The organism is Blastococcus sp. CT_GayMR20, assembly GCF_004570345.1.
Window position 1 is genome coordinate 58,283 of sequence record NZ_SPQM01000011.1, and the last position, 13,674, is coordinate 71,956.

Annotated in this window: 14 protein-coding genes; 10 read left to right on the forward strand and 4 right to left on the reverse strand. The window is 73.5% G+C overall.

From position 1 onward, the window contains the following. The first annotated feature begins 54 nt into the window (after window positions 1-54). From E4P40_RS04980 to E4P40_RS05005, 6 genes are all read left to right on the forward strand, one after another. On the forward strand, window positions 55-1,386 hold the full coding sequence (locus E4P40_RS04980; RefSeq protein ID WP_135157728.1) for a phytochrome sensor protein: 1,332 nt from the start codon (window positions 55-57) through the stop codon (window positions 1,384-1,386). A 43-nt stretch (window positions 1,387-1,429) separates the two neighbouring features. Continuing rightward, entirely contained in the window at window positions 1,430-2,680 is a 1,251-nt protein-coding gene (locus E4P40_RS04985) for an MFS transporter (protein ID WP_245160138.1), read from the forward strand. Between the two features lie 302 nt (window positions 2,681-2,982). Further along, complete coding sequence (locus E4P40_RS04990) at window positions 2,983-3,489, forward strand: (2Fe-2S)-binding protein (RefSeq protein ID WP_245160137.1); 507 nt, start codon at window positions 2,983-2,985, stop codon at window positions 3,487-3,489. After that, window positions 3,486-5,978, forward strand: coding sequence for a molybdopterin cofactor-binding domain-containing protein (locus tag E4P40_RS04995; protein ID WP_135157723.1), 2,493 nt, complete (start codon window positions 3,486-3,488; stop codon window positions 5,976-5,978). The genes E4P40_RS04990 and E4P40_RS04995 overlap by 4 nt, the downstream gene beginning before the upstream one ends. A gap of 28 nt (window positions 5,979-6,006) precedes the next feature. After that, window positions 6,007-6,861: a xanthine dehydrogenase family protein subunit M gene (locus E4P40_RS05000; protein WP_135157721.1), complete on the forward strand. Its 855-nt coding sequence runs from the start codon at window positions 6,007-6,009 to the stop codon at window positions 6,859-6,861. An 85-nt stretch (window positions 6,862-6,946) separates the two neighbouring features. Beyond that, window positions 6,947-8,083 carry an SRPBCC family protein gene (locus E4P40_RS05005; RefSeq protein ID WP_135157719.1) on the forward strand — a complete coding sequence of 379 codons (1,137 nt, stop codon included), beginning with the start codon at window positions 6,947-6,949 and terminating at the stop codon, window positions 8,081-8,083. Between the two features lie 7 nt (window positions 8,084-8,090). Here E4P40_RS05005 and E4P40_RS05010 read toward each other — a convergent pair whose 3' ends face one another. From E4P40_RS05010 to E4P40_RS05020, 3 genes are all read right to left on the reverse strand, one after another. Then, entirely contained in the window at window positions 8,091-8,651 is a 561-nt protein-coding gene (locus E4P40_RS05010) for an alpha/beta family hydrolase (RefSeq protein WP_245160136.1), read from the reverse strand. A 68-nt stretch (window positions 8,652-8,719) separates the two neighbouring features. Next, window positions 8,720-9,397: an HAD family hydrolase gene (locus tag E4P40_RS05015; protein ID WP_135157715.1), complete on the reverse strand. Its 678-nt coding sequence runs from the start codon at window positions 9,395-9,397 to the stop codon at window positions 8,720-8,722. Between the two features lie 5 nt (window positions 9,398-9,402). Beyond that, the gene (locus tag E4P40_RS05020) at window positions 9,403-10,068 is read right to left on the reverse strand and encodes a DedA family protein (protein ID WP_135157714.1); all 666 of its coding nucleotides are present in this window, start codon (window positions 10,066-10,068) and stop codon (window positions 9,403-9,405) included. Between the two features lie 72 nt (window positions 10,069-10,140). On the opposite strand from E4P40_RS05020, the gene E4P40_RS05025 reads away from it, so the two are divergent. The 3 genes from E4P40_RS05025 (at window position 10,141) to E4P40_RS05035 (ending at window position 12,366) form a co-directional block, all read left to right on the forward strand. Continuing rightward, window positions 10,141-11,439, forward strand: coding sequence for an amidohydrolase (locus E4P40_RS05025; protein ID WP_135157712.1), 1,299 nt, complete (start codon window positions 10,141-10,143; stop codon window positions 11,437-11,439). Between the two features lie 85 nt (window positions 11,440-11,524). Next, window positions 11,525-11,884, forward strand: a complete 360-nt coding sequence (locus tag E4P40_RS05030) for a metalloregulator ArsR/SmtB family transcription factor (protein WP_135157710.1) — start codon at window positions 11,525-11,527, stop codon at window positions 11,882-11,884. Next, window positions 11,881-12,366: an SRPBCC family protein gene (locus tag E4P40_RS05035; RefSeq protein ID WP_135157707.1), complete on the forward strand. Its 486-nt coding sequence runs from the start codon at window positions 11,881-11,883 to the stop codon at window positions 12,364-12,366. Before E4P40_RS05030 ends, E4P40_RS05035 begins: the two co-directional genes overlap by 4 nt. A 4-nt stretch (window positions 12,367-12,370) precedes the next feature. Here the strand turns inward: E4P40_RS05035 and E4P40_RS05040 are convergent, their stop codons facing one another. Next, window positions 12,371-13,180, reverse strand: a complete 810-nt coding sequence (locus E4P40_RS05040; RefSeq protein ID WP_135157705.1) for an MBL fold metallo-hydrolase — start codon at window positions 13,178-13,180, stop codon at window positions 12,371-12,373. Between the two features lie 92 nt (window positions 13,181-13,272). Between E4P40_RS05040 and E4P40_RS05045 the strand changes: the two genes are divergently transcribed. Further along, on the forward strand, window positions 13,273-13,674 hold a 402-nt coding region (locus E4P40_RS05045; RefSeq protein ID WP_280790574.1), incomplete at its 3' end, for a DNA gyrase modulator.

The window sequence follows — 13,674 nt, forward strand, 5'->3', positions numbered from 1 at the left end:
GCCCGTCAGCAGCCACGATGGGCCGGACATGAGCCACCGTTGGCGGAGCATCCCGTGCCCCCGGCTGTGAACCCCTGGCTGGCCCTCCCCTCGGGACGGCCCAGCCCGGCTCTCACCCGGCGGCTGCGCGCTGCCCACGAGCGGCTCGTCACGGGCTCCCTCCCCGATGGTGACCCGGCCGACGACGCCGTCCGGTCGGTGGTCCGGGAGTCCTGGCGGCGGTCGCTGGGCAACGGCGTGGACCCGGACGGCGGGTCGCCGCCGGTCGACCTCCTGGACGACGAGCTGATCGCCTACCGGGAGGCCCATCCGCTGGCGCCGGTCATGCCGGTGATCCGCCGGCTGCTGGTCCAGGACGCCGAGGCCGACCGGATGATCGTCGCGGTCACCGACGCCGGTGGCCGGATGCTGTGGGTGGAGGGCGACGCGGGCCTGCGCTCGCGGGCGGAGGGCATGAACTTCGTCGCCGGCGCCCGCTGGTCGGAGGACGTCGCCGGCACCAACGCCCCAGGCACGGCGCTGGCCATCGACCACGCCGTCCAGTTCTACGGCAGCGAGCACTTCCGCCGTCCGGTGCAGCCGTGGAGCTGCTCGGCCGCACCCGTGCACGACCCGGTGACCGGCGTCCTGCTCGGCGCCATCGACGTCACCGGCGGCGACCACGTCGCCAGCCCGCACGTGCTCACGCTGGTGCGGGCGACGGTCGCGGCGGTGGAGTCCGAGCTCCGCTGGCAGCGCCGCGAGCAGCTGCAGCACGGCCGCCGTCCCGCTCCCCCGCCGCTGCAGCGGCTGGCGCCGCGGCTCGACGTCCTGGGCCGCGAGCGGGCGCGCCTGACGTTGCCGACCGGTCCGCTCGAGCTGTCGCTGCGCCACTCGGAGCTCCTCCTCCTGCTCGCCGAGGCGGCCGTGGCAGGGGAGGGCCGGACCACCGCCCAGCTGGCCGCCGAGTGCCACCGGGGGGAGGCCGCGGCCGTCACCGTGCGGGCCGAGCTCTCCCGCCTGCGCCGGCTGGTCGGCGCCGACCAGGTGGGCTCGCGTCCCTATCGGCTGCTCGGCCCGATCGACACCGATCTCGACCAGGTCCGCAGGCTGCTGGCCCGCGGGTCGGTCGGCTCGGCGCTGGAGCGTTATCCGGGTGCAGTGCTGCCCGGCTCGCGCGCGCCCGGCGTCGCGGTCGCCCGCGAGCGGGTGGGGGCGCTCCTCCGGCAGGCGGTGCTGCGCAGCCGCCGCCCCGAGCTGCTGCTCCGCTACGCACAGCTGCCCGAGGCCAGGGACGACGTCGCTGTCTGGCAGACGTGCCTCGACTGGCTGCCGGCCAGCTCCCCGCGCCGGGCGGTCGCCGCGGAGCACCTGTTGCGCCTGAGGCGCGCGACACGCACCCGCTGACTCCCCGGGAATGCCCGGGCGGGCTGCGCACTTGGCTCGTGGAGTGAGTGCCCCACCGCTGTCGACGGACCGCCCGCTCAGCACCGTACGGACCGTGGTCGCCGTCGTGGCCCTGGCGCTCGGCGGCTTCGCGATCGGCACCACGGAGTTCGTGACGATGGGCGTGCTGCCCGACATCGCCGACGGGGTGGGCGTCGACATCCCGTCGGCAGGGCACGTCATCTCCGTCTACGCGCTCGGGGTCGTCGTCGGCGCCCCGGTCATCGCCGCGCTGAGCGCGCGGCTCCCTCGCCGGGCCCTGCTCGTCGGCCTCATGACGGCGTTCCTGGTCGGCAACCTGCTCACCGCCGTCGCCCCCGGCTACCGCACCCTGCTGGTCGCCCGGTTCCTGAGCGGCCTGCCGCACGGCGCCTACTTCGGGGTCGCCTCGCTGGTCGCCGCCTCGCTGGTCGCCCCGCGCCTGCGTGGCCGGGCGGTCAGTTCGGTCCTCCTCGGCCTCGCCGCCGCGATGCTCACGGGCGTGCCGGCGGCCACCTGGCTGGGGCAGCAACTGGGCTGGCGCTCGGCGTACTGGACCGTCGTGGTCCTGGCCGCGCTGACCGTGGCCGCGGTCCTCGCCGTGGTGCCCTCGACGCCCGGCCGGTGCGAGGCGACGGTCCGCGGTGAGCTGGCCGCGCTCCGCCGGCCCCAGGTGCTGCTGACGCTGCTGGTCGGCGTCGTCGGCTTCGGCGGCATGTTCGCCCTGTACAGCTACATCGCGCCGGTCGTGACCGACGTCGCCGCGCTCTCGCGCGGGACCGTGCCGTGGGTGCTGTTCGTCTACGGCGCCGGAGGCGTCATCGGGACGGCGCTCGGCGGGCGGCTCGCCGACCTGGCGCTCTTCCGGTCGCTCGTCGCCAGCCTCGTCGTGCTCGGGGTGCTGCTGGCCGTCGTCGCCCTGGTCTCGCCGTGGGCGCCGGGCCTGTTCGTCGGCGTCCTCCTGGTGTCGGTCGCCGCCTCCTCCCTGGCCGTGCTGCTCCAGATGCGGCTCATGGAGACCGCCGGGGACGCGCAGATGCTCGGTGCCGCTCTCAACCACTCCGCGCTCAACCTGGCCAACGCCCTGGGCGCGTGGCTGGGCGGCCTGGTGATCGCCGCCGGCCTGGGCTACCGCGCGCCGAGCGTCGTGGGTGCGGGGCTCGCCGCCGCCGGGCTGGTCCCGCTCGCGGTCTCGGCGGTGCTGCGCCGTCGCGGGCCGGCGGCCGCTCCGGTGCACCTCCCGCGGGAGCAGGCGGCCACCGCGTCCGCCGCGTAGCCCGGGCGCGCTGCAACGACGCTGCAACGTTGCGATTCCCCGCACGCGCGCCCCCGTCGTCCTCATCTCCTCCCCGATTTCGCCGCTGTTTGGCCGGTCTCTGCCGCATCCGCGGAGAGCAGGGTCCAAAGACCCGAGGTAAGCGTGGCCTAAGTGGCCTCGGCGGGGTCAGACTCCGCCCGTACTCCGGAAGTGACCGGGGCCACACCTCAGAGCGGAGGTTCGATGACCGAGCCAGCGAGGTCATGCAGGGGCGCAGCACCCCGGGGCACGGGGACGACGAGCGCCGGCGAGGAGACCTCGTGACCCAGATTTCTGTGCGGGTCGACGGCGCGTCCTACAGCGACGACGTCGAACCGCGGACGCTTCTCGTCCACTACCTGCGCGAGCAGTTGGGCAAGGTCGGCACCGTCGTCGGCTGCGACACCAGCAACTGCGGCGCCTGCACCGTGCACCTCGACGGCGAGGCCGTGAAGAGCTGCACCGTCTTCGCCGTCCAGGCCGACGGCAGCGAGGTGACCACGATCGAGGGGATCGCCTCACCGCAGGGCGACCTGCACCCGATGCAGAAGGCGTTCCACGAGATGCACGGCCTGCAGTGCGGGTTCTGCACCCCCGGGATGATCATGGCCTCGATCGACCTCGTGAACGACAACCCCGACCCGAGCGAGGACGAGGTCCGCGAGGGCATCGAGGGCAACCTCTGCCGCTGTACCGGCTACCAGAACATCGTCCGCGCGGTGCAGCAGGCCGCCGCGGAGATGAACGGGCGCCCGGCCACTGCCGAGACGCTGGGAGCGCAGTCGTGACGCTCGTCGAGGAACCCGCGACCGCCGCACCCGAGAAGGAGATCGGCAAGGCGCGTCGGCGCAAGGAGGACGCCCGCCTGATCACCGGAAAGACCACGTGGACCGACAACATGGTCCTGCCGGGGATGCTGCACATCGCCGTCGTCCGCAGCCCCGTCGCACACGCCAAGATCACCAATGTCGACGTCACGGCAGCCCAGCAGTCGCCGAACGTCGTCGCGGTCTTCACCGGGCAGGACTTCAAGGAGGAGCAGGGCTCGATCCCGTGCGCCTGGCCGGTCACCCCGGACATGGTCAACCCCGGGCACCCGTCGGTCGCCGTCGACGAGGTCAACCACGTCGGCGAGGCCGTCGCGGTGATCGTGGCGCGGAGCAAGACCGCTGCGCAGGATGCCGTCGAGCTCGTGGACGTGGACTACGACCCGCTGCCGGTCGTCCTGGACATGGAGCAGGCGACGTCGCAGACGCCCTCGCTGTGCCACGACCACCTGGAGTCGAACGAGAGCTTCAACTTCGTCTTCGACGGCGGCGAGGCCGGGACGTGCGGCGACACCGACCAGGCGTTCGCCGACGCCGAGGTCGTCGTCAGCCGCCGGTTCGTCCAGCAGCGGCTGATCCCGGCCTTCATGGAGCCGCGGTCGACCGTGGTCCAGCCCCAGGGGGACAACTACACCCTGTGGTCCTCGACCCAGGTACCGCACCTCCTCCGCGTGATGCTGGCGATGATCACCGGCATCCCCGAGCACAAGCTGCGCGTGATCGCCCCGGACGTCGGGGGCGGCTTCGGCGGCAAGCTGCAGGTCACGCCCGAGGAGGTCATCAGCCTGCTGGTGGCCCGCCGCCTGGGGAAGCCGGTCAAGTGGACCGAGACCCGCAGCGAGTCGCTGATGAGTGCGCACCACGGCCGCGACCAGATCCAGTACATCGACATCGCATCCGACCGCGAGGGCAACCTCAAGGGCTTGCGCTGTCGCATCCTCTCCGACATGGGGGCCTATCTGCGGCTGGTCAGCCCGGGCGTCCCGGTGCTCGGCGCCTTCATGTACGTCGGGATTTACAAGTTCCCGGCCTACCGCTTCGACTGCCGGGGCATCTTCACCAACAAGGTGCCGACCGACGCCTACCGAGGTGCCGGCCGCCCCGAGGCCACCTTCGCCATCGAGCGGATCATGGACGAGCTCGCCGTGGAGCTCGGCATGGACCCGCTCGAGCTGCGCCGCAAGAACTGGATCAAGGCCGAGGAGTTCCCCTACACGACCGCGGCCGGGCTCGAGTACGACAGCGGCGACTACGAGCAGGCCACCCAGCAGGCGCTGCAGCTGCTCGGCTACGACGAGCTGCGCGAGGAGCAGCGCCGCCGACGGGAGTCGAACGACCCGGTCCAGCTGGGCATCGGCATCTCCACGTTCACCGAGATGTGCGGGCTGGCCCCCTCGCGGGTGCTGGGCTCGCTGTCCTACGGCGCCGGCGGCTGGGAGAACGCCTCCATCCGCATGCTGCCCACGGGCAAGGTCGAGGTGGTCACCGGCAGCACGCCGCACGGGCAGGGGCACGAGACGGCGTGGAGCCAGCTCGTCGCCGACTCCCTCGGCGTCCCCTTCGAGGACGTCGAGGTGCTGCACGGCGACACCTCCATCTCCCCGCGCGGCCTGGACACCTACGGGTCCCGGTCGCTGGTGGTCGGCGGCGCCGCGGTGATGAAGGCCGCGGACAAGGTGGTCGCCAAGGCCCGCCGGGTCGCCGCGCACCTGCTCGAGGCCGACGAGGACGATCTCGACTTCGCCAACGGCAGCTTCTCGGTGCGCGGCACGCCCGGCACCGGCCTGTCGATCCAGGAGATCGCGCTCGCCACGTTCGCGGCGCACAACTTCCCGGAGGACATGGAGCCGTCGATCGACGCGGAGGCGACGTTCGACCCGGTGAACTTCTCCTTCCCGCACGGCACGCACCTCTGCGCGATGGAGGTCGACACCGAGACCGGCATGGTGAAGATCCGCAAGTACGCGTCCGTGGACGACGTCGGCGTGGTCGTCAACCCGCTCATCGTCGAGGGGCAGGTGCACGGCGGCCTTGCCCAGGGCATCGCGCAGGCCCTCTACGAGGAGGCGGTGTACGACGACGACGGCAACCTGACCACGGGCACGTTCGTCGACTACCTGGTGCCCTCGGCCGCGGACCTGCCGCACTTCGACACGGGCAACACTGTGCACGCGGCACCGGGCAACCCCATCGGCGCCAAGGGTGTGGGCGAGGCGGGATGCATCGCCAGCACCCCGGCGGTGGTGAACGCCGCCATCGACGCCGTCCGGCACCTGGGCGTCTCCGACATCCTCATGCCGCTGACGCCCGAGCGGGTCTGGCGGGCCATCCACCACGGTGGGGACGGCGGTGACCGGGCGACAGCGGGCACCAACGCCTACGGCGGGGCCTCGACCGAGACGACCGCCGGTGTGGCCACCGACGCTTCCTCGCTGGGAGGGGACCGATGATTCGCCGGCTCGACGGAGGAGAGACGCCATGATCCCCGCACCGTTCGCGTACGCCCGCCCCACCACGGTCGACGAGGCGCTGCAGGCCGTCGCCTCGGGCGGCGAGGACGTGAAGATCCTCGCCGGCGGGCAGTCGCTGATCCCGGTCATGCGGCTGCGCCTGGCCGCGCCGGAGACCGTCGTCGACCTGACGAAGGTCGCCGAACTCCGGGGTGTGCGGGACGAGGGTGACGCGATCGTCATCGGCGCGATGACGACGCACTCCGACGTCCTGTCCGATCCCCTGATCGCGCAGTACGCGTCGCTCATCGCCGACGCGACGGAGACGGTGGCCGACCGGCAGGTGCGCCATCGCGGCACGTTCGGCGGCGCGCTGGCGCACGCCGACCCGGCCGGCGATCTCCCGGCCGTGGCGCTCGCCCTGGACGCCGAGTTCGTCGTCGCCGGGCCGAACGGACGGCGCAGCGTGCCGGCGGTGGAGTTCTTCGTCGACTACCTCACCACGGCGCTGGAGGAGGGGGAGCTCCTCGTCGAGATCCGCGTGCCCAAGCACGAGGGCTGGGGCATGCACTACGAGAAGTTCAATCGCGTCGCGCAGGCGTGGTCGATCGTGGCGGTCGCCGCGGCGGTCCGCCTCGAGGGCGGGCGCATCGCCGAGGCGAAGATCGGGCTGACCAACATGGGCCCGACGCCGCTGCGGGCCACCGGCGTCGAGGCGGCGCTGGCCGGGGCGGACGCCACGCCGGACGCCGTTGCCGTGGCGGCAGCACGGGCGGCGGAGGGCACGAGTCCGAGCAGCGACCTCAACGCGCAGGCCGACTACCGCCAGCACCTCGTCACCGTGCTCACGCGCCGGGCGGTGACGAGGGCGGCTGGCCTGTAGCGTTCTATCGCCGGTCCGTAACTGTCCGTCTCGGCCGGTCCGCCTCCGGGTGGACCGGCCGAGCCGCCCTCCAGGAGGTCTTGCCGTGCAACTGGAGAACTCGTTCACCGTGCCCGTGCCCGTCGACGAGGCGTGGCGGGTGCTCCTCGACATCGAGCGGATCGCACCCTGCATGCCGGGGGCGGCCCTCGACTCGGTCGACGGCGACGACTTCACCGGACGGGTGAAGGTCAAGCTCGGCCCGATCAACCTCACCTACCAGGGCAAGGCCTCGTTCATCGAGAAGGACGAGGCCGCGCACAAGGCGGTGATCGACGCGCGGGGCAAGGACCAGCGGGGCAACGGCACCGCCGCCGCCGTGGTGACCGCGAAGCTGGCGGCCGAGGGCTCCATCACCCGGGTCGACGTGCTGACCGATCTCAACATCACCGGCCGCCCCGCCCAGTTCGGCCGCGGCGTGATGACCGACGTGGGGAACAAGCTGCTGGGCCAGTTCGCCGACAAGCTGGCCGCCCAGCTGGGCGAGGGCGACGCGCAGGGAGACGCCCAGCGCGCGAGCGCCTCGGCGTCGCCGGCAGGGGCTCGGCCTGGCCCGGCGAAGAAGGCCGCCGCCACCGCGGCGGGCGCGGTGGAGGAGATCGCCGCGTCCGCCGAGCAGGCGGCCGGTGACGGTGCCGCCGGCACGACCGTGAAGAAGGCCGCCGCCGCGACGAAGAAGGCGGCCGCGGCCGCGACGGACAAGGCGTCGGCCACGGTGGAGATCCCGGCCAAGGCGGCGCCCGCGAAGAAGGCCGTGCCGGCGAAGGCGGCTCCCGCCAAGGCCGCACCGGCGAAGGCCGCACCGGTGAAGGCCGCTCCCGCCAAGACCGCACCGGTGAAGGCGGTCCCTGCGGAAACCGACGCGCCCTCCTCGACGGACAACGCACCCGCGGTCACGGACACCGCCCCGGCCGCGGACATCGTCCCGCAGGCTCCGAGCGGACCGCCGAGCGGTCCGTCCGGCCCGCCCCGCAAGGCGCCCACCGGCGGTCCGGTGCGCAGCGTGCCGTCGTCCGGCCCGCGGGTCGTGACGAAGCCGCAGGAGGAGCCGGAGCCGATCGACCTGCTCGAGGTGGCCGGGGGAGCCGCCATGGCGCGCTACGCGGCCCCGGCGGCGGGCGTCGCCGGTGTCCTGCTGGTCCTGACCCTGCTCGTCCGCCGCCGGCGTCGCCGCCGCGGCTGACACCTCCTCAGCCGGCGAGGAGCTCGGCCAGCCAGGAGAGCGCGGCCATCGCCACGACGTCCACGTTCTTCTTGAGGGCGTGGTCGCCGGGGACCGCGTAGACCGAGGCGGTCGTCTGCCCGGACAGCACGGCGGCCACCGCCGCCGGGTCGCCGAACGCATCCGTCTCCCCCTGGACGACGACCAGCGGTACGCCGACCGCGGTCAGCTCGCCGGCGCGGCTCTTCTCCGGCCTGCCCGGCGGGTGCAGGGGGAAGGCCAGCGCGAGCACGCCGGCCGCGCCGTGCTCGACCGCCGTCCGGCAGGCGACCCGCGCCCCGGCGCTCCGGCCGCCGAGGACGAGGGGCCCCGTCAGCAGGTCCGCGGCGCGCAGGTCGACCAGGACCGCACGCCAGCCCTCGTCGAGCCTCGGCGGGGCGACGGCGATCCGCTTGCCGGCGACCCGCCACGGCTGTTCGACCCGGATCACCCGCCACCCCGCGGCCGCAGCCGTCGCCGTCACCGCGACCAGGTCGGCCGAACCGATCCCGCCGCCCGCGCCGTGCCCGAGGACGAGCGTCCCTCGCACGGCGCCGTCCACGTCCGTGACGTGTGCCCGGGCCGGCCCCAGGGGCGTTCCGATCTCACGGATCCCGGTCATGCGGTGGGGAGGGCGAGCAGTGCGTCGACGACCCCGGCGAGAGCGGCCGCGGCGACGTGCGGAGCGGCGTACACGGCGGGGTAGCTCCGCTCGGTGCGCGGGAACCACGCGCCGGTGAGACCGGCCACCTGGGCGCCCTGCACGTCCCAGCCGTGCGCGGCGACGAGGGCCATCCGTTCCGGCGCGACCGCGCAGCTGCCGGCCGCCCACAGGTAGACCTCGCGGGCCGGCTTCCAGCTGCGGATGGCCTCGCTGGACAGCGAGCGCTCGACCAGCGGCGTGATCCCGCCCCGCTCGAGGCCGGCCTCGGCGACGCCGGGGGTGCCGTGCGTGAGGGTGACCACGCGGATCCCGGCCGCGGTCAGCCGGCGGAGCGCCGGCTCCACGTCCGGGTGCGGGGCGAGCTCGAGGAAGGCGGCGGCGACCCCCGCTCGCTGCCCGGCGTCCAGTTCGCTGGTCTGCGCCAGCGCGGCGTCGAAGGCCTCACGGAAGCGGAACCAGGTGCCGCTGACCAACCCGGCCATGCCGGTCAGCAGGGTGCGCGCGAAGACCGTCGCGAGCAGGCCCGGCTCCTGGCCGGCCTCCACCAGGGCGGCCCGCACGGGCGCCAGGTCGAGCAGCGTCTCGTTGACGTCGAAGGCGACGACCTCGGGGCGGGTCCTGGCGGTCGGCATCCGCGTCAGGCGCGAGGGTCGGTGCCGGCGGCGCGTGCCCGGCGGTGGCGGCGGACGTCCTTCGCGCGCTTGTAGACGAGGTAGCCGACGCCGAGCGCGAAGGCGGCGACCACCGCGTAGTCCAGGTACTTGAGGTTGTCCTGGATGAAGTCGCCGGCGGCGACCCCGAGGCCGATGAGCACGGAGTTCCAGATCAGGCTGCCCGCGGTGGTGAACACCAGGAACTGGGCGAACGGCATCCGGACGACGCCGGCCGGCACCGAGATGAAGCTGCGCACGATCGGCACCATGCGGCCGAAGAAGACCGCCGACCGCCCGTGCCGCTCGAACCAGGCGAACGTCTTGTCCACGTCCTCGGTCTCGACCAGCGGCAGGCGGTCGAGGAAGGCGTGCGAGCGCCGCGGCCCCAGCGCCCGGCCGACGTAGTAGAAGAAGATCGCGCCGAGCACCGAGCCCAGCGTGGCGAAGAGGACGACCGGGACCACGTCCATCCGGCCGTCGTTGATGAGCACCCCGGCCAGCCCGAGCACCGCCTCGCTGGGGATCGGCGGGATGACCGTCTCGGCGAGGATGCTCAGGCCCACACCGACCGGGCCGAGGTCCTCCACGAGGTCGAGCAGGAAGCCGGTGATCCCGCCCTCGTCGGTTGCGGCGGCGGCGAGGAGCGACATGCGCCCCACGGTAACGGCGGCTCCTGTGCGTTGCCGCGCCCCACAGGGGGTGCGGCGCTAGGTTCGGGTCCCATGCGACTCCGCTTCACCGCCCGTGCCGTCGTGATCGGGGATCGGGCCGGCACCGTCGTCCCCGACGCCGTGCTCGACGTCGCGGACGGCGAGATCGGCTGGGTGGGCCCGGCCGCCGAGGCGCCGCCGGCCGGGGACGCCGAGGTCGTCGCGCTGCCCGGCGTGCTGACGCCGGGGCTGGTGAACGCGCACTCCCACGCGCCGATGGTGCTGTTCCGCGGCCAGGGGGAGGGCCTGCCGCTGGACCGCTGGCTGCAGGAGGTGATGTGGCCGCGCGAGGCGCGGCTGACCCCCGAGGACGTGGCGGTCGCCATGACCGCCGCATCGGCGGAGATGCTGGCCAACGGCGTGACCACCAGCGTCGAGATGTACTTCCACCCCGAGCGGATCGCGGCCGCGGTCGGCGCCACCGGTGCGCGCGCCGTGATCGCCACCCCGCTGATCCCACTGCCGGGCCTGCCCCCGTTCGAGGAGCAGCTCCGGCACGCGGTCGAGCTGGCGGGAGCCGCCCCCGACGACGGCACCGTCGAGTACGGCATCGGGCCGCACGCGGCCTACACCGTGCCGCTGCCCGTGCTGCGCGAGGCCGCCGGGGCCGCGCGCGAGCACGGGCTGCTGCTGCACCTGCACGTCGCCGAGACGGCGGTCGAGGGCGCCGACCTGCTGGCCATGCACGGGCTGTCGGTCCCGGCCCTGCTGGCCGCGCACGATGTGCTCGGCGGCCGGGTTCTCGCGGCGCACTGCGTGCACATGGACGATGCGGACCTCGAGCTCTGGCAGGAGTACGACGTCGCCGTCAGCCACTGCCCCGCGAGCAACGCGAAGCTCGCCAGCGGCGTCGCCCGGCTGCGCGACATGCTCGACCTCGGCATCCGGGTGGGCCTCGGCACCGACGGCCCGGCGTCCAACGACGGCCTCGACCTGCTCGCCGACGCCCGGCTGGCCGCCTCTCTCGCGCGATTGGCGCGCCGGTCGGCGACGGCGCTGACCGCCGCAGAGGCGTTCTGGCTGGCCACCGGTGGCGCGGCGGACGCCATCGGCCGCCCGGACCTGGGTCAGCTCGCGGCCGGGCGACGGGCCGACCTCGTGCACGTCGACACCCGCGACCTCGTGTTCGAGCCGGTCGGGGACCCGGCCGACCTCCTGACGCACCTGGTCTGGTCCGGCGGGGGCCGGTACGTGCGCGACGTCTGGATCGGCGGGCGGCAGGTGGTCCGAGAGGGCACCTCGACGACGGTCGACGTCGACGCACTGCGGGCCGAGGTCGCCGGCCGCGCGGCCCGGCTCGCCGCCCGCTGAGTTTCTTCAACCGTGCGGTTGACTACCCACCACGCGCAGCGCTAGCCTCCTTCTCAACCGCAAGGTTGAGTACGAGGAGGATGCAGTGGCGGCAGATCCGCTCTCCCGGGTGTTCTCGGCGCTGGCCGACCCCACCCGGCGGGACATCGTGGCGCGGCTCGCGGTCGGCGACGCCACGGTCAACGAGCTCGCCGCGCCCTACGACGTGACCGTCCAGGCCGTCTCCAAGCACCTGAAGGTCCTGGAGGACGCCGGCCTGGTCAGCCGGAGCCGGGAGGCGCAGCGCCGCCCGGTGCACCTCGAGGCGAATGTCTTCGACCTGATGACCAAGTGGATCGAGCGATACCGGCGCCAGGCCGAGGAGCGCTACCGCCGTCTCGACGACGTCCTGCGCTCCATGCCCGTTGACACCACCCCACCACCCCAGGGAGGAACCCCGTCATGACCAGCACCACTCACCGCGAGACCCAGATCGTCGCCGACCCCGACGTCCCGCTCGTGCGCATCATCCGCGAGTTCGACGCCCCGCCGGAGAAGGTCTACCGCGCGCACGTCGACCCGGAGCTCGTCGCCCGGTGGATGGGCCCGAAGGACCTGCAGGTCCGCATCGAGTCGTGGGACTGCCGGACCGGCGGCTCCTGGCGCTTCGTGAATATCGCCGGCGGTGAGGAGTACGCCTTCCGCGGCTGCTTCCACGAGGTCCGGCCGAACGAGCTGATCGTGCAGACCTTCACCTGGGAGGGCATGCCCGACGGCGTCGCCCTGGAGAAGCTCTCCTTCGAGGTCCTCGGGAACGGCCGCACCCGGCTCACCACGACGTCGCTGGTCGACTCGTTCGAGGGCCGCGACGGCTTCCTGGCCAGCGGCATGGAGGTCGGCGTCAACGAGGGCTACGAGAAGCTGGACGACCTCCTCGCCCGCAGCTGACCCCTCAGCGTCGGGCGCGCAGGGAGATGGTGTCGCCGCGGCCGACCGGGCGCAGTTCCCCGGGCAGCTCGCGGCGACCCACCTCGGCGAGGAAGTCGCCCAGCGGGGACTTGAAGCGGTCGTAGTCGTCGTAGTGGATGGGCACGGTCACCGGCGGCTTCAGCAGCTCGACCAGGTCGGCCCCCTGCTGCGCATCCATCGTGACCGTCAGGCCGAGCGCCTTCGTCCCGCCGAGGTGGGGGATGAGGACGTCGAGCGGCCCGCACCGCTGGAGCACCTCGCCCAGGAACGGCCGGTAGAGGGTGTCCCCGCTGATGTAGCCGCGCCAGGTCACCGATCCGCCCCGCACGAGCTCGACCACGCTGCCCATCACGTCCGGCAGCAGCGTCGCCAGCGGGCCGGGGCCGTGGACGCCCGGCACCGCGGTGACCCGCAGGACGTCCCCGCCCCGCGAGAACTCGTGGGTCTGCCAGGGCTCGAGGTCGGCGGTTCCGGTGAAGCCGCGGTCGGCCAGGCACTTCGCGGCCTCGGACGTCGTCACCACGGGGGTGTCCTTCGGCAGCGACTTCGTGGCGACGCGGTCCCAGTGGTCGCCGTGCATGTGCGACAGCAGGATCCCGTCGAGGGCCGGCAGCTGCGTCGGCTGCAGCGCCGGCTCGGTCAGCCGCTTGGCGCGCAGTCCGTAGCCCAGCCGCGCCCGCTGGCCGCGGTGCAGGAAGTTCGGGTCGGTCAGCAGCGTGAAACCGCCGATGCGCAGGAGCATCGTGGCGGTGCCGCCGAAGGTCATGGTCACGTCGTCCACGGGCTGCGCCATCACGCGCCCGTACCCCGGACGAGATCCGAAATCCGTAGCCGTGCGAACAATCCCTTCGTGCACGCCCGGTGACTGCTGGTAGACAGGGGGCCGTGTCAGGACCCCGCGCTCTCGACGAGTCCTTCCTCGCCCTGCCGCTCTCCGCGCTGACGGACGCCGCCCTCACCCGGGCGGTCGACCTCGGTTGCGAGCACGCCGACATCCGCGTGGAGCGGATCCGCACCCAGAACATCAGCCTCCGTGACGCCCGCCCCGAGGCCTTCAGTGACGGGGAGGACCTCGGGCTCGCCGTCCGGGTCGTGCACGAGGGCACCTGGGGCTTCGCCGCCGGCGTCGTCCTGACCGCGGCCGAGGCGGTCCGGCTGGCCGAGGAGGCCGTGGCGGTCGCGACGGTGTCCGCCGCCGTCAACACCGACCGCGTCGAGCTGGCCCCGGAGCCCGTCTACCCGGACGCCACCTGGGTCTCGGACTACGAGCTCGACCCGTTCGACGTG